Annotated in this window: 18 protein-coding genes and 1 pseudogene; 10 read left to right on the top strand and 9 right to left on the bottom strand. The window is 68.5% G+C overall.

Annotated elements, in window-relative coordinates; genetic code table 11:
- Nucleotides 1-38: 38 nt before the first annotated feature.
- Nucleotides 39-1,820: an acetyl/propionyl/methylcrotonyl-CoA carboxylase subunit alpha gene (locus tag ACQCSU_RS18100; protein WP_426979841.1), complete on the bottom strand. Its 1,782-nt coding sequence runs from the start codon at nucleotides 1,818-1,820 to the stop codon at nucleotides 39-41.
- Between the two features lie 202 nt (nucleotides 1,821-2,022).
- Nucleotides 2,023-2,727, bottom strand: a complete 705-nt coding sequence (locus tag ACQCSU_RS18105; RefSeq protein WP_426976624.1) for a Maf family protein — start codon at nucleotides 2,725-2,727, stop codon at nucleotides 2,023-2,025.
- A 195-nt stretch (nucleotides 2,728-2,922) separates the two neighbouring features.
- On the opposite strand from ACQCSU_RS18105, the gene ACQCSU_RS18110 reads away from it, so the two are divergent.
- Nucleotides 2,923-4,377 (top strand): DUF222 domain-containing protein, encoded by a 1,455-nt coding sequence (locus ACQCSU_RS18110; protein ID WP_426976625.1) that lies wholly within the window; start codon nucleotides 2,923-2,925, stop codon nucleotides 4,375-4,377.
- Nucleotides 4,378-4,432: 55 nt separating this feature from the next.
- On the opposite strand, the gene ACQCSU_RS18115 is transcribed toward ACQCSU_RS18110, so the two are convergent.
- From ACQCSU_RS18115 to ACQCSU_RS18125, 3 genes are all read right to left on the bottom strand, one after another.
- Nucleotides 4,433-6,982, bottom strand: coding sequence for an MMPL family transporter (locus ACQCSU_RS18115; protein ID WP_426976626.1), 2,550 nt, complete (start codon nucleotides 6,980-6,982; stop codon nucleotides 4,433-4,435).
- Between the two features lies 1 nt (nucleotide 6,983).
- Nucleotides 6,984-7,712 (bottom strand): TetR/AcrR family transcriptional regulator, encoded by a 729-nt coding sequence (locus ACQCSU_RS18120; RefSeq protein ID WP_426976627.1) that lies wholly within the window; start codon nucleotides 7,710-7,712, stop codon nucleotides 6,984-6,986.
- Between the two features lie 72 nt (nucleotides 7,713-7,784).
- On the bottom strand, nucleotides 7,785-8,174 hold the full coding sequence (locus ACQCSU_RS18125; RefSeq protein WP_426976628.1) for a YbjQ family protein: 390 nt from the start codon (nucleotides 8,172-8,174) through the stop codon (nucleotides 7,785-7,787).
- A gap of 193 nt (nucleotides 8,175-8,367) precedes the next feature.
- Here ACQCSU_RS18125 and ACQCSU_RS18130 point away from each other — a divergent pair, with 193 nt between their 5' ends.
- Nucleotides 8,368-8,973, top strand: coding sequence for a hypothetical protein (locus ACQCSU_RS18130; protein ID WP_426976629.1), 606 nt, complete (start codon nucleotides 8,368-8,370; stop codon nucleotides 8,971-8,973).
- A gap of 88 nt (nucleotides 8,974-9,061) precedes the next feature.
- Here the strand turns inward: ACQCSU_RS18130 and ACQCSU_RS18135 are convergent.
- The 4 genes and pseudogenes from ACQCSU_RS18135 to ACQCSU_RS18150 all read right to left on the bottom strand — a co-directional run bounded on the left by ACQCSU_RS18135 (nucleotide 9,062) and on the right by ACQCSU_RS18150 (nucleotide 14,265).
- Nucleotides 9,062-10,508: pseudogene (locus ACQCSU_RS18135) on the bottom strand (dicarboxylate/amino acid:cation symporter).
- A 168-nt stretch (nucleotides 10,509-10,676) separates the two neighbouring features.
- Nucleotides 10,677-12,371, bottom strand: coding sequence for a DUF885 domain-containing protein (locus ACQCSU_RS18140; RefSeq protein ID WP_426976630.1), 1,695 nt, complete (start codon nucleotides 12,369-12,371; stop codon nucleotides 10,677-10,679).
- A 68-nt stretch (nucleotides 12,372-12,439) separates the two neighbouring features.
- Nucleotides 12,440-12,667, bottom strand: a complete 228-nt coding sequence (locus ACQCSU_RS18145; RefSeq protein WP_426979842.1) for an acyl-CoA carboxylase subunit epsilon — start codon at nucleotides 12,665-12,667, stop codon at nucleotides 12,440-12,442.
- Nucleotides 12,668-12,681: 14 nt separating this feature from the next.
- Complete coding sequence (locus ACQCSU_RS18150) at nucleotides 12,682-14,265, bottom strand: acyl-CoA carboxylase subunit beta (RefSeq protein ID WP_426976631.1); 1,584 nt, start codon at nucleotides 14,263-14,265, stop codon at nucleotides 12,682-12,684.
- A gap of 242 nt (nucleotides 14,266-14,507) precedes the next feature.
- Between ACQCSU_RS18150 and ACQCSU_RS18155 the strand changes: the two genes are divergently transcribed.
- The 8 genes from ACQCSU_RS18155 (at nucleotide 14,508) to ACQCSU_RS18190 (ending at nucleotide 23,001) form a co-directional block, all read left to right on the top strand.
- Nucleotides 14,508-15,398: an SDR family oxidoreductase gene (locus ACQCSU_RS18155; protein ID WP_426976632.1), complete on the top strand. Its 891-nt coding sequence runs from the start codon at nucleotides 14,508-14,510 to the stop codon at nucleotides 15,396-15,398.
- Nucleotides 15,399-15,477: 79 nt separating this feature from the next.
- Nucleotides 15,478-16,425, top strand: a complete 948-nt coding sequence (locus ACQCSU_RS18160) for a biotin--[acetyl-CoA-carboxylase] ligase (protein WP_426976633.1) — start codon at nucleotides 15,478-15,480, stop codon at nucleotides 16,423-16,425.
- Entirely contained in the window at nucleotides 16,418-17,029 is a 612-nt protein-coding gene (locus ACQCSU_RS18165; RefSeq protein WP_426976634.1) for a PH domain-containing protein, read from the top strand. Before ACQCSU_RS18160 ends, ACQCSU_RS18165 begins: the two co-directional genes overlap by 8 nt.
- Nucleotides 17,019-18,335, top strand: a complete 1,317-nt coding sequence (locus tag ACQCSU_RS18170) for an adenylate/guanylate cyclase domain-containing protein (RefSeq protein ID WP_426976635.1) — start codon at nucleotides 17,019-17,021, stop codon at nucleotides 18,333-18,335. The genes ACQCSU_RS18165 and ACQCSU_RS18170 overlap by 11 nt, the downstream gene beginning before the upstream one ends.
- An 86-nt stretch (nucleotides 18,336-18,421) precedes the next feature.
- On the top strand, nucleotides 18,422-19,285 hold the full coding sequence (locus ACQCSU_RS18175; RefSeq protein WP_426976636.1) for a PP2C family protein-serine/threonine phosphatase: 864 nt from the start codon (nucleotides 18,422-18,424) through the stop codon (nucleotides 19,283-19,285).
- Between the two features lie 14 nt (nucleotides 19,286-19,299).
- Nucleotides 19,300-21,549 carry an NAD-dependent DNA ligase LigA gene (gene ligA / locus ACQCSU_RS18180; protein ID WP_426976637.1) on the top strand — a complete coding sequence of 750 codons (2,250 nt, stop codon included), beginning with the start codon at nucleotides 19,300-19,302 and terminating at the stop codon, nucleotides 21,547-21,549.
- Nucleotides 21,546-22,376, top strand: a complete 831-nt coding sequence (locus tag ACQCSU_RS18185; RefSeq protein WP_426976638.1) for an inositol monophosphatase family protein — start codon at nucleotides 21,546-21,548, stop codon at nucleotides 22,374-22,376. Before ligA ends, ACQCSU_RS18185 begins: the two co-directional genes overlap by 4 nt.
- Nucleotides 22,377-22,497: 121 nt before the next feature.
- On the top strand, nucleotides 22,498-23,001 hold the full coding sequence (locus ACQCSU_RS18190; RefSeq protein ID WP_426976639.1) for a GNAT family N-acetyltransferase: 504 nt from the start codon (nucleotides 22,498-22,500) through the stop codon (nucleotides 22,999-23,001).
- The last annotated feature ends 87 nt before the right edge of the window (nucleotides 23,002-23,088 follow it).

Genomic DNA, 23,088 nt, shown 5'->3' on the forward strand with positions numbered 1-23,088 from the left:
GGTGGCGCCAGAGGCGCGCCCGTGCCCGGCAGCGGCGGCTATTCGGCGACGGCGTCCTCGATCAGGGCTATTACGGCGCCCGCGGAGACGGTCTCGCCGGCGGCTGCTGCCAGCCCCATCACGATTCCGGCCCGGTGCGCGGTCAGCGGCTGTTCCATCTTCATGGCCTCGAGCACGACGACGAGATCGCCTTCGGCAACCGCGTCGCCCTCGGCGACGGCCACCTTCACGATGGTGCCCTGCATGGGGGAGGTCAGGGCGTTGCCGCTGGCCGCGACCGGGGCACCGCCGCTGCGGGAACGCTTCTTGGCCTTCGCCGGCTTGCCGCCGCCCCCGCTACCGGAAGTAACGGAGCCCAGCGACGCCGGGAGCACGACCTCCAGGCGCTTGCCGCCGACCTCGACGACGACGCGCTGCCGTTCGCCGGCGTCGGGCGCTTCAGCGTCGGTGCCGGTGGGCGTCCAGGCGGGGATGTCGTTGACGAAAGCCGTCTCGATCCAGCGGGTGTGGACTTTGAACGGTCCCTCGGCGGGGGCGAAGTCAGGGTTGCTGACGACGGCGAGGTCAAACGGGATGACGGTGGGGATGCCATCGACCACCATCTCCTCGAGGGCGCGGCGGGCGCGCTGGAGGGCCTGCGGGCGGGTGGCGCCGGTGACGATGAGCTTGGTGAGCATCGAGTCGAAGTTGCCGCTGATGACGTCGCCCTGCTCCACGCCGGAGTCGATCCGGACGCCGGGGCCGGTGGGGTTCAACAGGCGCGTGATGGTGCCGGGCGCGGGCATGAAGTTCCGCCCCGGGTCCTCGCCGGTGATGCGGAATTCGATGGAGTGACCGCGGACCTCGGGATCCCCGTAGCCGAGCTCCTCGCCGCGGGCCAACCGGAACTGCTCGCGGACGAGGTCGATTCCGGTGACTTCCTCGGAGACACAGTGCTCCACCTGGAGCCGGGTGTTGACCTCGAGGAAGGAGATGGTGCCGTCCTGGCCCACGAGGAACTCACAGGTGCCGGCGCCGAGGTAGCCGGCTTCCTTGAGGATGGCCTTGGAGGATTCGTAGAGCAGTCGGTTCTGCTCTTCGGTGAGGAAGGGTGCCGGCGCTTCTTCGACGAGTTTCTGGTTGCGGCGCTGCAGCGAGCAGTCGCGGGTGGAGATCACCACGACGTTGCCGTGGGCGTCGGCGAGGCACTGGGTCTCGACGTGGCGCGGGGCGTCCAGGAAGCGCTCGATGAAGCACTCGCCGCGGCCGAATGCGGCGACGGCCTCGCGCACGGCGGATTCAAACAGCTCCGGGATTTCCTCGCGGGTGCGGGCCACCTTGATGCCGCGTCCGCCGCCGCCGAAGGCGGCCTTGATGGCCACGGGCAGTCCGAACTTGTCCACGAACTCGAGGATTTCCTCGGCGGATTCCACAGGGTCGGCCGTGCCGGGGACCTGCGGTGCGCCGACCTTTTCCGCGATGTGGCGGGCCTGGACCTTGTCGCCGAGGGCGGAGATGGCCTCGGCGGAGGGGCCGATCCAGGTGATGCCGGCGGCGATCACCTTGGCGGCGAACTCGGCGTTTTCGGCCAGGAAGCCGTAGCCGGGGTGGATGGCGTCGGCGCCGGAGCGGTGGGCCACCTCGATCAGCTTGTCCATCACAAGGTAGGACTCGGCGGCGGTGTTGCCGCCCAGGGCGTAGGCCTCGTCCGCGAGGCGCACGTGCAGGGCGTCCCGGTCCGGGTCCGCGTAGACCGCCACGGAGGCGAGGCCTTCATCGCGTGCGGCGCGGATGATGCGCACGGCGATTTCGCCGCGGTTGGCAATCAGCACTTTGCTCATCGGATGGGTGCCGGCGGCGTTGCCTTCCGGGGATGATCGCTGCACGGGTTTTGCGGACTGCTCCGAATTTACTGACAAGGCGTCTCCTTCTTTCCTTCAGGGAGCCTAGCGCGGTTTTGTGGGTTCGGCCGATATTACTTGCGGATTCCGCGCGTAAACGGCCCATCCTTTGTAGGATTGCTACAAGGAGCAGCGAATTGACTCACTCAGCCCGCACCTCAGCAGGGTCCACCGCCCCTTCGGTCCAGAGTTCGGTGATGCCCACCTTCGCTTGGCCCAGCAGCCCGCGGAGGGTGGAAATGGAGAGCCCGACGACGGTGTGCGGGTCGCCGTCGACCTTGCGGATGAAGGCCCCGCCGTAGCCGTCGATCGTGAAGGATCCGGCGCACTGCAGCGGCTCGCCGGTGGCGATGTAGGCATCGATTTCCTCGGCGCTCATCTCCATGAAGTGCACTTCGGCGGAGGTCACGGAGCCGATCGTCGCGCCGGTGCCGCGTGCGGTGACGCCGCCGTCGTCGTATGCCCCTTCGCCGTCGGTGTCGCCGTCCATGTCTCGGCAGTCCACGAGCCAGTGGCCGGTGTGCAGCACGCCCATGCTGCCGCTCATCCGGAGCATCCGTTCCCTGGCGACCTCGGCCGTGTACGGCTTGCCGTGCGCCTCGCCGTCGAACTCGAAGACCGAATCGCAGCCGAGCACCAGGGCGCCCTCCGCCTCCGGCAGCGATGCCACGGCCTCGGCCTTGGCGCGGGCCAGCAGGAGGGCGGTGTCGTGCGGGTCGGTCACGCCGTAGCGGGCCTGGACGGCGTCCTCGTCCACATCGGAGACGAGGATCTCGTGCCGGATGCCGGCGTAGCTGAGCAGCTTGGTACGGGCGGGGGACTGGGAGGCAAGAATGAGGCGGGTCACCGCTCCAGCCTAGTTCACCGCGGCAGAGCGACGCGGGGTCACTTGCGGCCCATCCGCCGGGGGATTTTGGGCGCTAGGTAACCCCGCGTTGCTTTAGTGGGCGCCCTCGCAATGACAGGTAGACAGGCAACTGGGGAAGACGACTGCGGCGGATCACCGGGCATTAATGTCGTAGGTGCCTGAAAGACTCTAGGTATGAACGGCAATCGGGAGCCCTACGAGGCTCCGGCGGCAGCAGGCAGTGTGGCGGTCAGGGATGTGGCCCGTTCCCTGGCGGCTGTCCGGCCGTGCGGTGATTCTGCCGGCTTGATTGACCAGCTCCGGGAGCTGGAGGACATGAAGTCCGCCGCGGCCGCACTGCAGGCCCGCATCGCGGTCGCCTTCGACGCCGCCCAGCGCCGCACCCAGCGCGAGCAGGGCGTGCCCGCGGCCGAGCTTGGCGCCGGGGTCGCGGCGCAGATCGCCCTGGCCCGGCGCGAATCCCCCGCCCGCGGCGGACGGCTCCTGGGCCTGGCGAAAGCCCTCGTCACCGAAATGCCGCACACCCTCACCGCCCTTCACACCGGCCAGCTCAACGAATGGCGCGCCACCCTCCTCGTGAAGGAAACCGCCTGCCTGTCCGCCGCGGACCGCTGCGCCGTCGACGGCCAGCTCGCCGCCGACACCGGCACCTTCGCCGGCGCCGGCGACCGGGAGATCATCGCCGCCGCCCGGACCGCCGCCTACGGCCGCGACCCCCGCTCCGTCACCCAACGCGCCAGCCACGCCGCCACCGAACGGCACGTCAGCCTCCGCCCCGCACCGGACACCATGTGTTACCTCACCGCCCTACTCCCCGTCGCCGAAGGCGTCGCCGTGTACACCGCCCTGAGCCGGCATGCCGATTCGTTGCGCGCCGCCGGGGATCCGAGGGGCCGGGGCCAGCTCATGGCCGACGGCCTCGTCGAACGCCTCACCGGCACCCCCGGCGGGATCACCGGGATCGAGATCCAGCTCATCATGACCGACCGGACCCTGTTCCAGGGCGACTCCGAACCCGCCCGGCTCCCCGGCTACGGCATCGTCCCCGCCGGCTGGGCCCGCGACCTGCTCAAAAGCAAGGGCTGCACCGGAGCGGACGCCGCGGTAGCCGGCGTCGCTCTGCAGACCTGGTTGCGGCGGCTCTACACCGCCCCGGGCACCGGGGACCTGGTCGCGATGGATTCGAGGGCCAGGCTCTTCCCTCCCGGGCTCCGGCGCTTCCTCCAGGCCAGAGACGACACCTGCCGCACCCCCTACTGCGACGCCCCGATCCGGCACATGGACCACGTCATTCCATGGTCCGAAGGCGGAGAGACCACTGCCGCCAACGGAGCCGCGCTCTGCGAAGCCTGCAATTACACCAAACAAACCGCCGGCTGGACAAGCCGGCCACGACCCGGGTCCGCCGGCACCAACGAAATCAGACACGCGCTCGAGCTCACCACCCCCACCGGCCACAGCTACTACTCCACCGCGCCACCCCTGCCCGGCACACGGATACGGGACGCAGAGGCTGAAAGGCCGCTGGCCGGGTCAGCGGCCTCAACGGCACCTAACACCCGACGCGAACTCCGACACCGCGCCAAGATGCTCAAGCGAGCCCGGGCGGCCAGCTCGCTGGCCGCCTGATCGCCGACGCCTCATTGGCCAATCGGCCGCGAGCCGACTCCAGCCTGCGGCAATATCAGCGGACGGTGACCTCCGCAGGTTCCTCCGCGGACTCGCCGGCCGCCGTCGTACCCGGCGTGCGGAGCTGTGCACCTTCCACATCCACGTCCGGCAGGATGCGTTCCAGCCAGCGGGGCAGCCACCAAGCCTTCTCGCCGAGCAGGTACATCAGCGCCGGGACGATCGTCATGCGGACCACGAAGGCGTCCACCAGCACGCCAAACGCCATCGCGAAGCCCAGCGGCCGGACCATGAACAGGCGCGAGAAGATGAAGCCCGCGAACACGCTGACCATGATGATCGCTGCCGCAGTGACCACCGCGGCGGCGTGGCTGAAGCCGGAGCGGACCGCGTGTTTGGCGGATTCGCCGTGCATGTAGGACTCGCGCATGCCGGAGGCGATGAACACCTGGTAGTCCATGGCCAGGCCGAACAGCACACCAATCAGGATGATCGGCAGGAAGCTGAGCACGGCGCCCGGGTTCTCGACGCCGAAGATGGCCCCCAGCCAGCCCCACTGGTACACCGCCACGACGCCGCCGAAAGCCGCGGCCAAAGAGAGCAGGAAGCCGCCGGTGGCCAGGAGGGGCACAACGATCGAGCGGAACACCAGCAGAAGCAGGATCAGGGAGAGTCCCACCACGATTGCCAGGTACGGCGGCAGGGCATCGCCGAGCTTGGTGGAGACGTCCACGTTGCCGGCGGTCTGGCCGGTGAGGCCGATGCTGACGCCGGTGGAGTCCTTGATCGTGCCCTTTTCAGTGCGCAGATCGGAGACCACTTGGACTGTGGTGGCGCTGGCCGGCCCCTCCTCGGGGATGACCTGGAACACCGCGGTTCGGCGGTCTTCGCTGAGAGCCACGGGGACGGCGGCTGTGACGTTTTCGGTGCTGCGGAGAAAGTCAGCGACGTCGAGCTGCTTGGCCTGCGCCTCGGGAGCGCTGAGTCCGGCCGGGAGGTCACCTACGACGACGATCGGACCGGTCATGCCTTCGCCGAAGCTGCGTCCGGTGACGTCGTAGGCCTTGAAGGCCTGCGAATCGACAGGTTCGGACCCGCCGTCGGGCAGGGCGAGCCGCAGTTGGCTGGCAGGCAGGGCCACGATCCCGAGCAGCAGGACGCCGGCCAGCACTGCCATCACGGGGTGCCTGGTGACCAGTCCGCCCCAGCCATGACTGCCGCGGTATTCGTCCCTGGCACGGTCTTCGGTCTCGTGGCCGGGAGCGGTGTTGTGCTTCTCCGCCTTGGCCCAGGCCCGCTGGGAGATCAGCTTCCGGCCCACCAGGGAGAGGACGGCCGGGGTCAGGGTCAGGGCGACGACGACGGCGACGGCCACCGTGCCGGCGGCGGACAGCCCCATCACGGCCAGGAAGGGCAGGCCCGGGATGACGAGGGCGGCGAGGGCGATGATGACGGTCAGGCCGGCGAAGAGCACGGCGTTGCCCGAGGTGCCGGTGGCGAGGGCCACGGATTCCTCAGGATCCATGCCGGCAAGCAGCTGGCCCCGGTGCCGGTTGACGATGAACAGGGAGTAGTCGATGCCGACGGCGAGGCCGAGCATCAGCGCCAGCATCGGGGAGATGGAGCTCATGTCGAAGGCGCCGCTGAGGGCAAAGGTGCCGCCCACGCCCACGCCCACTGCCACGCCCACGACGGCCATGAGCAGGGGGAGGCCCGCGGCGATCAGGGTGCCGAGCATGACAATGAGGACCAGGGCGGCGATCGCGATGCCAAGAATCTCGGAAATGCCGAAGAGTTCGGAGACGTCCTCGGTGATTTCTTTGCTGGCCAGGGCGGTGACGCCGGCGGAGGAGACTTCCTTGACGATGTCCTGGACGTCCTGACGGACCTCCGGCTTGAGGCCGTTGATGGAGGTCTTGAACTGGACCTGAGCGATCGCGGCCTTTCCGTCCTCGGAGACGAAACGCATGCCTCGGGAGGCGTCCAACTGGCGCTGACCGAGTGCGAGCTTCCCGTTGCCGGTCTCACGTTCCTTGGTGCCGGCGTCGAGCTTGTCCTGCCCCGCGGCCAGGGCCGCCTTCTGCTGGCCGAGCTGTGCCTCGATGGCGGCCGCGGGGAGTCCGTCGGCGGCCATCTGCTGCTCGGCAGCTTCAAGCTGGGACTTGCCATCGGCGAGTTCGCCTGCGGCCTGGGCCAGCTGGGCCTCTCCGGCAGCTGACTGTTGCTGGGCGGTGGCGAGGTCTGCGGCGGCTTCTTCCAGCTGCGCCTGGGTGGCGAACGGATCAACCGTCCCTTGGACGTCAGGGAGGGCCTTCAGCTTGGTCAGCGCGGCGGACACGGCGTCCTTGCCGGCCTGGCTGAACCGGGCGTCATTGGCTTCGAAGACGATGCTGGCAGAGCCGCCCGAGGATCCGGGAAGTTCCTTCTTGAGCCTGTCCGCCATCTGCTGGGTTTCGGTGCCCGGTATCTGGAAGTTGTTGGACAGCGTGCCGTGGAAGGCCGCTGCAGCCCCGCCGACGGCCACCATCACTGCCAGCCACAAGGAAATGACGAGCCAGCGGTGCCGGTAGGAGAATTTGCCGAGGCGGTACAGCAAAAGTGCCATGTCAGAGCCGATCTGGGGAAGGGGTGGCGGTGGACGGGGCGGCCGGGCGGGCTGCCTGAGGAACAGCCTGGGCAGCGGCCGGGCGGGCGAAACCCGAGCCCAGCAGGCTCATGGAATCGATCAGGAGCTGGCGCAGGGTGGAGAGCGATTCCGGGGTCAGGGACCCGCCGCATCGGGCCAGCCAGACGTCCATGGCGGCCTTGCCGCAGGAGATGACGGAGCCGGCCAGGGCGCGGAGGTACAGTTCGTCGAGTTCGACGCCGGCGCCGAAGCGCTCGCGGGCCGCGGCAATGATTTCCGCGGTGCAGTGGTCCCAGGCTTCCAGCTCGGACCGGCTGAGCTGCGGATTGGACTGGCCCAGGCTGTACAGCTCGGCCATCGGGGCCACAGTCATCGGGTCTGCCAGTTCCACGAGGGCTGCGCGGGCCGATTCCAGAAAGGGTTCCCCGGCCGGGCGAAGCCGGAACTGCTGGAGCGCCTTGTCCAGGAAGCCGAAGGTGACGGCGGCGATCGCCGCTTCGGTGCTGTTGAAGTAGTTGAAGAAGGTCCGGCGGGAGATCCCGGCGTCGTCGGCGATGTCCTCGACCGTGAAGTTGCCCGGCCCCCTGGTACGGAGCAGGCCCAGGGCCGCCTCCGTGATGGCCTGGCGCGTGGCTGCCTTGTTGAGCTCGCGGCGGGAGAGCGCTCTGCTCTCCGGAGGCGCGGCCGTGGGGATCTCGGGGGAGTGCACACGGTTACACTACGTGCATGTTTGCACTGTGGGCAAGTTTACGAAGTGGGCAAGTTTATCCAGTGGGCAAGTTTACGCGGGCTGCTGTTTCCCCTGGCCGGTGAGGTAGATGGACTGGCCGGTGGCGCCGTCCTCCCCTTCGGCCAGCGGGATCGCGAACACGGCCGTGCCGTACGCGCAGACTTCCGTCCAGTTGGTTCCGAGCTCCGAGGTGTCGAAGCGCATGGCAACGATGGCGTTGGCGCCGCGCTGCTCCGCCTCGGTGACCATCCGGGCCATGACCTGCTGCCTGCTCTCGTAGAGGGCGCGGGTCATCTCGGGCAGCTCCCCGCCGCCGAGCGAGCGGAAACCGGCCATCACCTGGGCGCCGATGTCCCGGGAGCGGACGGTAAGGCCCATCACTTCGCCGAAGACGGCGTCGATCCGGTGGCCGGGGATCTTGTTGGACGTGACGATCAGCATGCCCCGAGCCTACCCACTTCCGGGGCCGTCGGACGGGAAGGATTCACAGGAAGATGAAAGCTTCCCGACAGCTCCCGCTGATGCGTCCGCCGCAAACTTGAACTACGTCTTGGAACAAAGACCCAACCACACAGAGCACAACACAGAGCACCACACAGAGCCGTGGCGGCACGGCAGATCCAGGAGACAGTCCATGTCAACCACAAAGAGAATCACGCTCGGCGTATCGGCCGCGGCTTTGGCACTCGGCGCCGGCCTGGGAGTCAGCGGAATGGCGTCCGCGACCACCACTCCGGCCCCCAGCCCCAGCTCGACGGCCTCGCCCGACAGCTCCACCGGCACCACCGACGGCCAGGGCATGCGCGGTGGCCACGGGCACGGCGGGGATCACGGCGGCCGTGGCGGCGTGCAGGCTGCCGCCCTTGCCACCAAGCTCGGCGTCGATGAGGCCAAGGTGACCGAGGCCCTGAAGGCTTTCCGCGACGCCAACAAGCCGGCCACCCCGCCGGCTGAAGGTACCCCGCCGGCTGAAGGTACCCCGCCGGCTGAAGGTACAAAGCCGGACCGCGCCGCCCGGGAGGCTGCCCTTGCGAAGTCGCTGGCGTCGTCGCTCGGCCTTGAGGAGTCCAAGGTCACCGCGGCCCTGGAGGAGCTCCGGACCGCGGCCCGGGCCGATCATGCTGCAGCACTGAAGACCAGGCTGGACAAGGCCGTCACGGACGGCACCCTGACCCAGGCAGAGGCCGACGCGGTCACCAAGGCCGTCGAAAAGGGCGTCATCGGCGGAGGCGGCCGCTAAGCCCGGCGGGATTCAAGCCGACCTCGCTTAACCAGAGAAGTCCCCGGGATCTCCCGGGGACTTCTCCTGTAAACGCTCGTTGCAGTCGCTACGCCTTCGCGTCCGCCAACTCGCGTTCTTCCCGCCCGGCTGCGGGAGCAGCGGCAGCCGAGGGGTCGACGGCGGCCGTGCCGGCGTCGTCGGTGGCTTCGTCACTGAACGGGTCACCGGTGCGCGGTGCGTTGTAGAGCGACTCGTTCAGGATGCCCTGGCGCTTGGCCACGATGGTGGGGACCAGTGCCTGCCCGGCCACGTTGACGGCGGTGCGGCCCATGTCCAGGATCGGGTCGATCGCCAGCAGCAGCCCGACTCCGGCCAGCGGCAGTCCCAGCGTGGATAGCGTCAGGGTCAGCATCACGACGGCGCCCGTGGTGCCGGCCGTCGCAGCGGAGCCCAATACGGAGACGAGGGCGATCAGCAGGTACTGGGTGAAGTCGAGCTGGATGCCGAAGAACTGGGCCACGAAGATCGCGGAGATGGCCGGGTAGATCGCGGCGCAGCCGTCCATCTTGGTGGTGGCGCCCAGCGGCACGGCGAAGGAGGCGTAGGCGCGGGGGACGCCCAGGCTGCGCTCGGTCACGCGCTGGGTCAGCGGCAGGGTGCCCACCGAGGAGCGGGAGACGAACGCCAGCTGCACGGCAGGCCAGACGCCGGAGAAGTACTGCTTGACGGACAGGCCGTGGGTGCGGACCAGGACCGGGTAGACCACGAACAGCACGAGGGCCAGGCCCACGTAGATGGCGAAGGTGAACTTGCCGAGCGAGCCGATGGTGTCCCAGCCGTAGATCGCCACAGCGTTGCCGATCAGGCCGACGGTGCCGATCGGGGCGATCCGGATGATCCACCAGAGGACCTTCTGGATCACGGCGAGGGCGGAGGCGTTGAGGTTCAGGAACGGCTCGGCCGCTTTGCCCACCTTGAGCGCTGCGATGCCGACGGCGATCCAGGATCTGGAGCACGTTGAAGCTCACGGCCGTGGTGGCGACGCCGTCGGTGACGGTGGTGCTGGCGCCCAGGCCGAGGAAGTTCTTCGGGAACAGGCCGGTCAGGAAGGCCCACCAGTCACCGGACTTGCCGGCGTACTTGGCCTCCTGCGTGATGCCGGTGCTCGCGCCCGGCTGCAGCAGCACGCCCAGGCCGATGCCGATCAGGACCGCGATCAGCGAGGTGATCGCGAACCAGAGCAGCGTGTTCCAGGCCAGCCGGGCGGCGTTGGAGACGGCGCGCAGGTTGGAGATGGAGCTGACGACGGCGGTGAAGATGAGGGGCACGACGGCGGTCTGCAGCAGCGAGACGTAGCTCGAGCCGATGGTCTGCAGCGTGGTGCCGAGGGCATTCGGGCTTGCCTTGGTGCTGCCGGTGTACTTGGCCAGCAGGCCCAGGCCCAGGCCGACGATCAGGGCGGCGATGATCTGGAAGCCGAACGAGCCGGCCCATTTGGGCAGCTGGGAGCCGGTCTTTCCGGCGGGTGCGGGGGTGCTTGTCTGAGTGCTCACCCGAACACGCTAGGACCGGGCTGGTTATCACGACGAACCGATGTTGAGAAATGTTACGCCGTCACCAGCGGGTATCCGGCGCGGAATCCCCGGTATCCCGGCGTCACGCAAGGACAATGTGAAGTTATTCCAGCCTCCGGTGTGGCGATTGTCTCGGCGGCCGGGGACTTACCCGAGCAGGGCGCGCTTGAGCGTGTCCAGGCCTACCGAGCCGATATTGAGCGCCTTGCTGTGGAACTCCTTGAGGTCGAAGCCGGGGCGGGATTCGAGCTCGGCACGGATCTGTTCCCAGAGCCGCTGGCCCACCTTGTACGACGGCGCCTGGCCCGGCCAGCCGAGGTAGCGGGTGAACTCGAACCTGAGCTGGCCTTCGCTGATGGCGAGGTTGTGCTTGAGGAACTCGTAGCCCTTGTCCGGGGTCCAGGTGCCGGAGCCCCAGCGCTCGGGGACCTCCAGCTCCAGGTGCACGCCGATGTCGAAGACGACGCGGGCTGCCCGCATGCGCTGCATGTCCAGCATGCCCATGTGGTCGCCCGGATCCTTCAAGTAGCCCAGTTCCTGCATGAGCTTCTCCGCGTAGAGAGCCCAACCCTCGCCGTGCCCGGAGGTCCAGCAGACGTTGCGGCGCCACTTGTTGAGCAGCTCGCGGCGGTAGGTGGCGGTCGAGACCTGCAGGTGGTGGCCGGGGACGCCCTCGTGGTAGACCGTGGTGGTCTCGGCCCAGGTGGTGAAGGTGTCCTCGCCCGGCGGCACGGACCACCACATGCGGCCCGGTCGGCTGAAGTCGTCCGAGGGGCCGGTGTAGTAGATGCCGCCTTCCTGGGTCGGGGCGATCTTGCACTCGAGCGTCTTCATGACATCCGGGATGTCGAAATGCACTCCGGCCAGATCCGCCACGGCCCTGTCGGAGAGCTCCTGCATCCAGGTCCTGAGGGCATCGGTGCCCTTGAGCTGGCGGGCGGGATCGCCATTGAGGATCTCCTTGGCTTCCTCGATGGTGGCGCCGGACCGGATCTCTCCAGCCACCCGCTCCTGCTCGGCAATCAGGCGGTCGAGTTCCTGCACGCCCCAGGCGTAGGTCTCCTCGAGGTCCACCGTGGCGCCGAGGAAGGAACGCGAGGCCAGAGCGTAGCGCTCGCGGCCCACCGCATCTTTTTCCGGGGCGAGCGGCAGCAGTTCGGCTGACAGGAAGCCGGCGAGCCGGGAGTAGGCCACACGGGCGGCGGCGGCGCCGGCGTCGAGCCTGGACTGCACGTCCTCCGGGAGCGCGACTTCCGCCATCTTGGCCTCGGCGGCAAGCTTGGCGAAGAAGCCGTCGTCCGCGGCATGCTTGGTGGCCTGTTCGATCACGATCGAGACCTGGCGGGCGGCGGAAACCTTGCCGTCCTCCTTGGCCGAGCGCAGCGACTCGATGTAGCCGTCGATCGCGGCCGGCACGTTGTGGGCGCGTCCCGCGATGTGGTCCCACTGCTCCGCGGTGTCCGTCGGCATGAGATCGAAAATCGCGCGGATATCCTGCGGGGGGGAGGCGATGTTGTTCAACTCGGCCGTGTCCCAGCCCGAATCGTGGATTTCCAGCTGCAGGCCCAGGCGTTCCCGCATGGCATCGAGGGTGACGGCGTCGACGTCGTCAACCGGCTCCAGTCCCTCGAGCGCGGCAAGCGCCCCGCGCGCGGCGGCGGCGAATTCCCCGCGCCCGGCGGGGGAGAAGTCCTGGTATTCGGTCTCGTGGCCGGGCAGCCCGAGTTCCGTGGCGAGGCTCGGGTTAAGCCGGATCAGGGTCTCCGTGAAGCCATCGGCGACAGCATCGATGGCCGTCTTCGGGCGCGCGGGGGCTGTGTGTTCAGTGGTTTCGGTAGTCACCCGAACGAGACTAGCCGGGCGCTGGCGGTTATGAAAAGGTTACTGAACTTTTCCGGCGGGGGCGGTCGTCAGCCCCGGCTGCGCTTCCACGCCCCGGGACCGGGCTGGGGTGCCAGCCGCAGTTGCTGCCGCCGGACCCAGTGCCGGACGCCGGGCTTCTCCGGTGCCGCTGTTTCGACGCTGCCGAGCGAGAGGACGACGGCGGTCAGCGCCGCCAGTTCCTCCGCCGTCGGCTCGCCCTTGACGACCGACAGCAGGCTTTCCGCGGGGGCCGCGGCCGGCTCGGCAGGGTCCATGGGCTCGAGCCCGCTCACAGCGGGATGTTCCCGTGCTTCTTGGCGGGCAGGCTGGCGCGCTTGTCCCGCAGGGCGCGCAGGCCCTTGATGATCTGCATCCGGGTCTCGGAGGGCGCGATGACGGCGTCCACGTAGCCGAGCTGGGCGGCCTGGTAAGGGTTGAGCAGCTCTTCCTCGTACTGCCGGATGACCTCGGCGCGCTGGGCCTCGACGTCGCCACCGGCCTCCGCCACCGCGGCCAGTTCGCGGCGGTACAGGATGTTGACGGCGCCCTGGGCGCCCATCACGCCGATCTGCGCGGTGGGCCAGGCCAGGTTGAGGTCCGCGCCGAGCTTCTTGGAGCCCATCACGATGTACGCTCCGCCGTAGGCCTTGCGGGTGATGACCGTCAGCTTGGGCACGGTGGCCTCGGCGTAGGCGTAGAGCAGCTTGGCTCCGCGGCGGATGATGCCTTGGAACTCCTGGTCCTTGCCCGGCAGGAAGCCCGGCACATCCACGAGCGTGATGATGGGGATGTTGAAGGCGTCGCAGTGCCGGACGAAGCGGGCGGCCTTCTCCGAAGCGGCGATATCCAGGGTGCCGGCGAACTGCAGGGGCTGGTTGGCCACGATGCCCACCGTGTGGCCCTCCACCCGGCCGTAGCCGATCATCACGTTGGGGGCGTACAGGGACTGCATCTCGAGGAAGTGCGCGTCGTCGACAATCTGCTCGATGACCTTGCGCATGTCGTAGGGCTGGTTGGCGGAGTCCGGGATCAGCACATCGAGGGCGAGGTCGTCGTCGTCGAGCTCCAGCTCCTGCTGGTGTTCCAGCACCGGGGCCTCGGCGAGGTTGTTGGAGGGCAGGAAGTCCAGCAGTTCGCGGACGAACTCGATCGCGTCGGCCTCGTCGGAAGCGAGGTAGGTGGAGGTGCCCGTGTTCGCGTTGTGCTGGCGGGCACCGCCGAGGGTTTCCATGTCCACATCTTCGCCGGTGACCGTCTTGATCACGTCCGGGCCGGTGATGAACATGTGCGAGGTCTTGTCCACCATGACCACGTAGTCGGTCAGCGCGGGGGAGTAGGCCGCGCCGCCGGCGGAGGGGCCCATGATGAGGGAGATCTGCGGTACGACGCCGGAGGCATGCACGTTGTTGCGGAAGATGTCCGCGAACATGGCCAGCGAGGCGACGCCTTCCTGGATCCGTGCCCCGCCGCCGTCGAGGATGCCGACCACGGGGCAGCCGTTGCGCAGCGCGAATTCCTGGACCTTGACGATCTTTTCGCCGTTGACCTGGCTCAGCGAGCCGCCGTAGACGGAGAAGTCCTGGCTGTACACGGCGACGGGGCGGCCGTCGACGGTGCCGTAGCCGGAGACGAGCCCGTCGCCCAGCGGCTTCTTCTTCTCCATGCCGAAGGCCGTGGAACGGTGCACGGCCAGCGCGTCGAATTCGACGAAGGAACCGGCGTCCAGCAACAGGTCGATGCGCTCGCGGGCGGTGTTCTTGCCGCGCGCATGCTGCTTCTGGATCGCTTCGGGGCCGGAGGGCTGCTCGGCACTGGCCTGGCGGTCGCGGAAGTCTGCAATCTTTCCCGCAGTCGTGGTCAGATCGTGGCTCATCAAGTGTCTCCGGCTCTGTCGCTGATAGTTCTGGCGCTGGTTGTTCTGAAGTTTCCTGGCCCTGTCCCGTGCGGCGGGTTTGGCCGGATTCCACAAATCTGGAAAACCGGACGGGGGCCTGCTGGCAAGTCTAGTGACGTAACGAGCCCAGGCCGCTGTAGAAAACCTACAATTTTCCCAGATTCTCCCCACCGTGACAGCGATGTTACTCGTCAGTAATATAACTCCGCTAGAGTGTCCTCATGACTTTGAGCAATGACGCTTCGGGCACCGCTGCAGGGCCGTACCAGGCCGCCGGTTCCCTCCAGGGCCGCACCGTCCTCATCTCCGGGGGCAGCCGCGGCATCGGCCTGGCCATCGCCACCCGCGCCGCGCGCGACGGCGCGAACATCGTCCTGATGGCCAAGACCGGCCAGCCGCACGCCAAGCTGGAAGGCACGGTCTACTCCGCCGCCGAACAGATCGAGGCGGCCGGCGGACAGGCGCTGCCGCTGGTCGGCGATGTGCGCAACGACGACGACGTCGCCGGCGCCGCTGCCGCCGCCGTCGAACGCTTCGGCGGGATCGACATCGTCATCAACAACGCCTCCGCGATCGACCTGTCCACGACCGACGCCGTGGACATGAAGCGCTACGACCTCATGCAGGACATCAATGTCCGCGGCACCTTCCTGCTGTCCAAGCTCGCCCTGCCCGCCCTGCGCGAATCCGGCGCCGGGCACATTCTCACCCTCTCCCCGCCGCTGAACCTGGATCCCAAGTGGGCTGGCATGCACCTGGCCTACACCATGGCCAAGTACGGCATGAGCCTGACCACCCTGGGACTCGCCGAAGAGCTCAAGGCGGACGGGATCAGCGTCAACTCGCTGTGGCCCTGCACTTTGATTGACACCGCCGCAATCCGGAACATGCCGGGCGGGGAGCTGATCGTCAAGGGCGCCCGCGGCCCGGCGATCATGGCCGACGCGGCCCACGCCGTGTTGACCGGCAGCAACGCCACGCCGGACTCCGGCAGCCGGAGCGGCAACTTCTACACCGACGAAGAAGTCCTGGCCGCCGCCGGCGTCACGGACTTCACGCCCTACAGCCTTGGCGCCCCGGAGAACCTGCTGGTCCCTGACATGTTCCTCTGAGTTTCCTGCCGGTCCCGGGATCCGGGCAGGCGGAGCCGGAGCCGGAGCCGCGGTGCCCGTTACTCGGTAGGATTCAAGCATGGAAGCCGCGCAGGAAGCCCCGGACCGTCCGCCCCTTGACGTGAACGCCCTCAGTGATGAGTCGTTCCTGGCTGCCCACGGCATCCCCCAACTCACCGTGGTGGAGTCCACCGGTTCCACGAACGCGGACCTGCTGCGCGGCGCCAGCGAGGATCCGGCCGCCTATCCGGACCTGACCGTGCTCACCGCCGAATACCAGAGCGCTGCCCGCGGACGGCTGGACCGCCGCTGGGAAGCCCCGGCCCGAAGCTCCGTCTCCGTCTCCCTCGTGCTCCGGCCGGTCAATTCCGATGGCCGGCCGTTGCCGACCCAGAGCTATTCGTGGCTGTCGCTGCTCGCGGCGCTGGCCCTGCGCGACGCGCTGCTGGAAACGGCAGGCATCCCGGCCGAACTCAAATGGCCCAACGACGTCCTGGTGCGCGGCCGGAAAATCGCCGGTATCCTGGCCCAGCTTGGGCCGATGCACGGCGGGGCGGTGCCGCCGGTGGTACTCGGCACCGGGCTCAACGTCTCCCTCACGGAGGCCGAACTGCCGGTTCCCAACGCCACCTCCGTGCTGTTGGAGCACCCGGCCACCGTGGACCGGACCGTGCTGCTGAAGAGCTACCTGTCCCGTTTCGCCACCCTGTACCGGAGCTTCTGCAACGCCGACGGCGACCCCGCCGCCGGGATGGCAGGCGGCCACTCGCTGCACAAGCGGGTCGAGGCCGTGCTGGCGACGCTCGGCAAGCAGGTGCGAGCCCACCTGCCCGGCGACCATGAAATCATCGGCCATGCCTCGCGCCTGGATGACTACGGCTCGCTCATGGTGGTTGACTCCGGCGGCCACGAGCACGTCGTGACGGCGGGCGACGTGGTGCACCTGCGGCCCTGGACGCCGCCCGCCCAGGAGCCGGACGGCAGGGCCGGCGGGAAGCCTGGCAGCGCCGAAAGTGGCTATGCGTAAAGAGCTTCTCCCGGGCGAGCAAGTCATTGCGGTGACCCGGCCCCAGCCCAGGACGCTGATGGTCCCGGCGCTGTTGTTCATCCTTGTTCCCGCCTTGGCCGCCTATGCCAGCGCCTGGATTGTGAAAGGCGGCCCCGCCAAGCTGGTTCCGCTGGTAACACGGGACTGGACGGTCTGGCTGACAGGAGTGTGCGTGGCGCTGGCGGCTTGGGTACTGCTTGGCTACTGCCTGCCCCGGGTGCTGACGTGGCACGCCACCCGTTACACGCTCACGAACCAGCGCTTAGTTGCCCGTTACGGCATGTTGCGGCGGCGCGATCAACAGGTCTACTTGGCCGCCGTCCGAAATGTCGAGATCCACCAGTCGTTGCTCCAACGCGTATTGCGGTCCGGGAATATATCCTTGGATACCGGGTACCCCTCCAGCACGGTGGTCCCCGACGTCCCGGAGGTGGTGACGTTCCGAAACTTCATACTTGACGCCATCAATGAACTCCCGCAGGGTGGGGGATTTGGGGCCGAGGGCATGATGCACAACCCCGACGGCACCCGCTACGGCGCCTGGCCATGGGAGACGAGAGAAGGTGGAAGAGATGAGCGCTGAGAACGTCCACCATGAAACCGGACTTCTGGCGGAGGATCCGTCGCACGTTGAAGACACCGTCGTCGAGGCCGCCACGCTCGAAGCAGCCGTCCTCGACTCCGCTGCCGGGACCTTCGCCGACCGCGACAGCGCGGCAGCGGACGGCACCCACGCAGCAGTTCTTCCCGTTGATTCCGCCGACGTTGATTCCGCCGGCACGGACTCCGCGGACAGCGTTCCCGAGGCGGGCCCGGAACCTGCCTCCGCGCCGTCCACCGGAACTATTTCCGCCGAACGCATCGCCGTGAAAGCCCTGGAACACCGGCTGCTCGGTGGGGAGCGCAAGCTTCGCCGCCGTGAAGTCGCGGCTGGCGCCGGGCTCTCGCTGCTCTCCGCCCGGAAACTTTGGCGTGCCCTGGGCTTCCCCAACCTGGGCGATGAGGACGTCGCCTTCACCGAACGCGACCAGGCCGCGCTCAACACCATCGTGGACCTGGTCCGGGCCGGCAAGCTCACCGAGGAAGCCGCCATCTCCGTCACCCGCGCCATCGGCCAGATGACGGACCGAATGGTGGTGTGGCAGATCGAGGCGCTGGTGGAGGACCTGGTCCACCAGCAGGGCGTTCCGGACTCCGTGGCCCGCAAGCGGCTGGTCAGCGAGTTGCCCTCCCTGGTGGACGCCCTTGAAGAGATGCTGGTCTACTCCTGGCGCCGCCAGCTCAACGCCGGCATCCAGCGGCTGGCCGTGCGGGCCGAGGCAGGGCTCCAGTCCAGCGAGGAGGGCCGCGAAGGGGACGAGGACGACACGCCGCTGCCGCTCGCCCGGGCCGTCGGCTTCGCCGACCTGGTTTCCTATACCAGCCTGTCCCGCCGTATGAACGAGAAGACGCTTGCCCAGCTGGTGCAGCGCTTCGAGAACAAATGCGCCGAAATCATCTCCGTCGGCGGCGGCCGCCTGGTCAAAACCGTCGGCGACGAAGTCCTTTACATCGCCGAAACCCCCGCGGCCGGCGCAGAGATCTCACTGGCCCTGTGCCGGGCCTTCACCGAGGACGAGATCCTGCCGCAGGCCCGGGTGGCCATGGTCTGGGGCCGCATCCTCTCCAGGCTCGGTGACATCTACGGGCCCACGGTAAACCTCGCGGCGCGGCTGACCGCCCTGGCGGATCCCGGAACGGTGCTCGTGGACTCCATGACTGCCGCCGCCCTCGAGCAGGATGAACGCTTCGTCCTGCTTCCGCGCCCCGCCGAAGACGTCCGCGGCTTCGGCGAAATCCACCCGGTCCAACTGCAGCGCGGCAGCGGCCGCGGCCTGGTCCTGGACTGACTTCTGTCCCGCTGCCCGATCCCGGGTAGGATCCCCGTTATCGCGGGCCCCAAGCCCGGTGACCGCTCCTTCTACCTAGGACAGGCATGAAATTCCAGCCGGACGCCGTTCCCCCCTCTGCTGATTCAGCATCCCGCTCCGTGGGGAGTCCCTCCAGTGCCCCCGGCAGCGCCCGCAGCCTCCGACTCAGCTGCGGCTACGGCACTGACCGTGGCCTGCGCCGCGAGATGAACGAGGACTCCTTCATCGCCGCCGATCCCGTCTTCGCCGTCGCAGACGGGATGGGCGGGCATGAGGCCGGCGAGATCGCCAGCGGCATCTGCGTGCGCACCCTCGCCGGGATCCCCCAGCTGGCGAGCGGAGGGCGGGACGCGACTGCCGGCGTCGTGCAGGAATACCTGCTCCTGGCTGACGCAAGCATCCGCGAGGCGACCGGATCCCGGGCCGGCACTACGCTCTCCGGCGTCGTGGTGGTGGAACAGCTGGGGATCCCGTACTGGCTCGTGGTGAACATCGGCGACTCCCGGACCTACCGGCTCAGCCAGGGCACGTTCAGCCAGGTCAGCGTGGACCACTCCGAAGTGCAGGAACTGGTGGACGCCGGCCAGATCAGCCGGGCCGAGGCAGCGGTGCACCCGCGCCGGCACGTGGTCACCCGTGCCCTCGGCGCCGGGGACGAGACCGGGGCCGACTACTGGCTGCTGCCCGTGGAGGAGGGGGACCGGATCCTGGTCTGCTCCGACGGCCTCAACGGCGAGCTGGACGACGGGCAGATCGCCGCCATCCTGGGCTCCGAAGCTGATCCGCAGGCGGCCGTCGACGAACTCATCCAGGCGGCCCTGGGCAGCGGGGGACGGGACAACGTCACCTGCATCGTGGTGGACGCCTCAAACGTCCCGGCCGCCGTCGATCCTCTGCCCGGCGCCGCCCGGACAATGTCGGGGATCTAAGGCAGGATAGGTCTGTGAGCATAGGGAAGACTGCAGCAGATACCGACGCCCAAAGCCCTGCCGGGGAGCTGGTCCCGGCCAAGGATGTGCGCGAAGAGTACGAGGACCTCGTGGAGCAGGTCCGCAAGCACCGCTTCGCGTATTACCAGGAGGACGCGCCGATCATTTCCGACGCCGAGTTCGACGAACTCTACCGGCGGCTGGAAACGATCGAGGCCATGCACCCCGAACTCGTGGCCAACGATTCGCCCACCCAGGAGGTGGGCGGCGAGGTGTCCGCAGCCTTTACCGCCGTCGAACATCTGCAGCGCATGTACAGCCTGGAGGATGTCTTCTCACTCGAAGAGCTGGAGGCCTGGGTTGCCAAAGCGGAAGCCAGCATCACAAGGCTCGGCAACGGGACGCCGTCGTGGCTGACCGAACTCAAGATCGACGGCCTGGCCGTCAACCTGCTCTACCGCGACGGCGCGCTGATCCGGGCCGCCACCCGCGGCGACGGCACCACCGGGGAGGACATCACGCACAACGTCCTGACCATCAAGGAAATCCCGCAGCAGCTCAGCGGCAGCAACTTCCCGGCCGAGATGGAGATCCGCGGCGAGGTCTTCATCCCCTCCAAGGCGTTCGCGGAATTCAACGAGGCCCTGATCGAGGCCGGCAAGGCGCCGCTGGCCAACCCGCGCAACGCCGCCGCCGGTTCGCTGCGCCAGAAGGACCCCGCGGAAACCGCCAAGCGGCCGCTGCGGATGTACGTGCACGGCATCGGTGCCCGCGAAGGGCTCGAAACGGCCAGCCAGTCGGACACCTACGCCCAGCTCGCCGCCTGGGGGCTCCCCACGAGCCCGTACTTCGAGGTCCTGCCGGGGCTGAAGGACGTGCTGGAGTTCATCACCCGCTACGGCGACAAGCGCCACAGCCTGGCCCATGAAATCGACGGCATCGTGGTCAAGGTGGACGACTTTGCCACCCAGCGGGCGCTCGGCTACACCTCACGCGTCCCGCGCTGGGCCGTCGCCTACAAGTACCCGCCGGAGGAAGTCCACACGAAGCTGCTGGACATCGCGGTCAACGTGGGCCGCACCGGCCGCGTCACCCCGTACGGCGTGATGGAACCGGTCAAGGTCGCCGGCTCGACGGTGGAGATGGCCACCCTGCACAACCAGGAAGTCGTCAAGGCCAAGGGCGTCAAAATCGGCGACATCGTGGTGCTGCGCAAGGCCGGGGACGTCATTCCGGAGATCGTCGGGCCGGTCCTTGCCCTCCGGGACCTGCAGGATCCGCCGGTGCGGGACTTCGTCATGCCCACCGAATGCCCGGCCTGCGGCACACCCCTGGCGCCGGCGAAGGAGGGGGACGTGGACATCCGCTGCCCCAACTCCCGCTCCTGCCCGGCGCAGCTGCGCGAACGCGTCTTCCACCTCGCCGGCCGCGGCGCCTTCGACATCGAGGCACTCGGCTGGGAAGCCGCCATCGCCCTGACCCAGCCGGCCGAGCCGGAAGCCGCGCCGCTGACCACCGAGGCGAACCTGTTCCGGCTCACGCGCGAAGACCTCGCCGACGTCCGCATCCGGCGCGAGAAGCGGTCCAAGGGGGTGGCCACCGGCGAGTTCGAGCTGGTGCCGTACTTCTACAGCAAGGGCACCGCCAAAACCCCGTCCAAGCCGACGGCCACCACGGAGAAACTCTTCCGGGAACTGGACAAGGCCAAGGCCCAGCCGCTCTGGCGTGTCCTCGTGGCGCTGTCCATCCGGCACGTCGGACCGCGGGCCTCCCGGGCGCTTGCGACGGCCTTCGGCAGCATGGATGCCATCCGGCAGGCCTCCGAGGAGGAGCTCGCCCACGTCGACGGCGTCGGCCCGGTGATCGCCCAGGCCCTCACGGAATGGTTCGCCGAGGACTGGCACCGCGAGATCGTTGACAGCTGGGCAGCCGACGGCGTCCGGATGGCGGACGAGCGCGACGAGTCCACACCCAGGACGCTGGAAGGACTGACCATCGTGGTCACCGGAAGCCTCGAGGGCTTCAGCCGGGACGAGGCCAAGGAAGCCATCCTGGTCCGCGGCGGCAAGGCAGCCGGCTCTGTCTCGAAGATCACGAGCTACGTGGTGGCCGGCGAGAACGCCGGTACCAAGCTGGACAAGGCCGAACAGCTGGGTGTGCCCGTGCTGGACGAGGACGGCTTCCGCGCGCTGCTGGCCACCGGCCCGGCCGCCGGTTCCGGCGCTTCCGACGAGGAAGAAACCCAGGAAGTGGTTGCCGAATGAGTGCGGATCCCGCCGCCACCCCGGAACTGACAGTGCTGCTCGAACTGGCCAAGGCGGCTGCGGCGGCCGGAGCTGCCGTCCTGGCCGGCCGGAACGCGGCCGAACTGGAGGTCAGCAACAAGGGCGATTCCGGGGACTGGGTGACAGCCTTTGACCTCGCCGCGGAAACAGCCGTCCGCGATGTCCTCACCGCCGCACGGCCGCGCGACATCATCACGGGGGAAGAGGGCGGCACCGTCCTTCCGGATACCCCCAGCGGCTACCGCTGGTCCGTCGACCCACTCGACGGCACCACCAACTTCATCCGCAACATCGTCTACTACGGCACCTCCGTGGCCGTGGCGGACCCCGACGGCGTCTGGCTGGCCGGCGTCGTCAACGCCCCGGCGCTGGGACGGACGTACTACGCCTCCCGGGGCCACGGTGCCTGGCTCGAGGAGAAGGGCCGGCAGACGCAGCTGTTTGGGCCCGTGACCGGGCGCAGCGGGCAGATCCTGGCCACCGGTTTCAGCTACGACCCGGCCGTCCGCTCGGAGCAGGCAAGCGGCCTGGGCTCTCTGATGGACGGCTTCGCCGACGTCCGCCGGCTCGGCTCCGCGGCCCTGGACCTCTGCCTCGTGGCGGACGGCAGCGTCGATGCCTTCGGTGAACGCGGCCTCAATGAGCACGACTTCGCCGCGGGTGCCCTGATTGCCGAAGAAGCCGGCTGCTGGGTGCGCCGGCCGCGGCTCACCAGCCCGCTGGCGGGCGGACCCTCCGACGATGATCGGCTGGCAGCATGGACCTGCGCCGGGCCCCTGGAGCTCTCCGGCAAGTTCCCGCTCTGAACGGGCACTGTGGCAGGCCCCTGTCCGAGTGCCGGCCTGCTTTCCTTGTCAAACTGATAGTTCAGTCACGGAAACGGCCCATCTGGCGGCTGCCGGCAGTGACCGACCGTACCATGGACAGGTGCCTTCGCAGATCCTCATTCGCCCCGCTGTTCCGGCTGACTACGACGCCGTTGCGCGCATCACCCGGGACGCCTACCTGGCGGCAGGCTACTTTGCGAGCGCCGACCACCCCTACATGCGGCAGATCCAGAACGTCGCCCAGCGGGCGGCGAAGGCCACGATCTGGGTCGCCGAGCGCGCCGGCCGGATCGTGGGCTCCGTGACGCTTGCCGTCGCCGGTGAGCCTTACGCCGACATCGCCCTCAGCGATGAACTGGAGTTCCGGATGCTCGTGGTGGACCCGGCGGTCCAACGCAGCGGAGCCGGCAAGGCCATGGTGCAGGCCATCATCGAGCATGGCAGGTCCCTGCCCGGCATCCACGCCGTGGCGCTCACCACTGGTATGACCTGGGAAAGCGCCCACGGCCTCTACCGGAAGACCGGCTTCGTGCGGGTTCCGGAACGCGACTGGCTGGTGCCGGACACGGACATCAAACTGCTCGTTTACCGCCAGGAGCTGTAAGCCCCGGTTTGGGCTGGACACCTGGGAGACGAGGCCCGCGCCCAGATTGAGGCCCTCAGCCGGTCCGACCCCAACGGAGCCACTGCA

The organism is Pseudarthrobacter sp. O4, from assembly GCF_050157025.1.
Lineage (GTDB): Bacteria > Actinomycetota > Actinomycetes > Actinomycetales > Micrococcaceae > Arthrobacter.

Coding starts and splice junctions, on each gene's coding strand:
- ACQCSU_RS18125 (WP_426976628.1), bottom strand. CDS start 8,174: ATGCTGATCGTCACGTCCAACAAGATCCCCGGCCACCGGATCGACGCC.
- ACQCSU_RS18175 (WP_426976636.1), top strand. CDS start 18,422: ATGAAATTCCAGCCGGACGCCGTTCCCCCCTCTGCTGATTCAGCATCC.
- ACQCSU_RS18145 (WP_426979842.1), bottom strand. CDS start 12,667: ATGGACCCTGCCGAGCCGGCCGCGGCCCCCGCGGAAAGCCTGCTGTCG.
- ACQCSU_RS18100 (WP_426979841.1), bottom strand. CDS start 1,820: ATGAGCAAAGTGCTGATTGCCAACCGCGGCGAAATCGCCGTGCGCATC.
- ACQCSU_RS18165 (WP_426976634.1), top strand. CDS start 16,418: ATGCGTAAAGAGCTTCTCCCGGGCGAGCAAGTCATTGCGGTGACCCGG.
- ACQCSU_RS18130 (WP_426976629.1), top strand. CDS start 8,368: ATGTCAACCACAAAGAGAATCACGCTCGGCGTATCGGCCGCGGCTTTG.
- ACQCSU_RS18155 (WP_426976632.1), top strand. CDS start 14,508: ATGACTTTGAGCAATGACGCTTCGGGCACCGCTGCAGGGCCGTACCAG.
- ACQCSU_RS18185 (WP_426976638.1), top strand. CDS start 21,546: ATGAGTGCGGATCCCGCCGCCACCCCGGAACTGACAGTGCTGCTCGAA.
- ACQCSU_RS18170 (WP_426976635.1), top strand. CDS start 17,019: ATGAGCGCTGAGAACGTCCACCATGAAACCGGACTTCTGGCGGAGGAT.
- ACQCSU_RS18110 (WP_426976625.1), top strand. CDS start 2,923: ATGAACGGCAATCGGGAGCCCTACGAGGCTCCGGCGGCAGCAGGCAGT.
- ACQCSU_RS18160 (WP_426976633.1), top strand. CDS start 15,478: ATGGAAGCCGCGCAGGAAGCCCCGGACCGTCCGCCCCTTGACGTGAAC.
- ACQCSU_RS18115 (WP_426976626.1), bottom strand. CDS start 6,982: ATGGCACTTTTGCTGTACCGCCTCGGCAAATTCTCCTACCGGCACCGC.
- ACQCSU_RS18150 (WP_426976631.1), bottom strand. CDS start 14,265: ATGAGCCACGATCTGACCACGACTGCGGGAAAGATTGCAGACTTCCGC.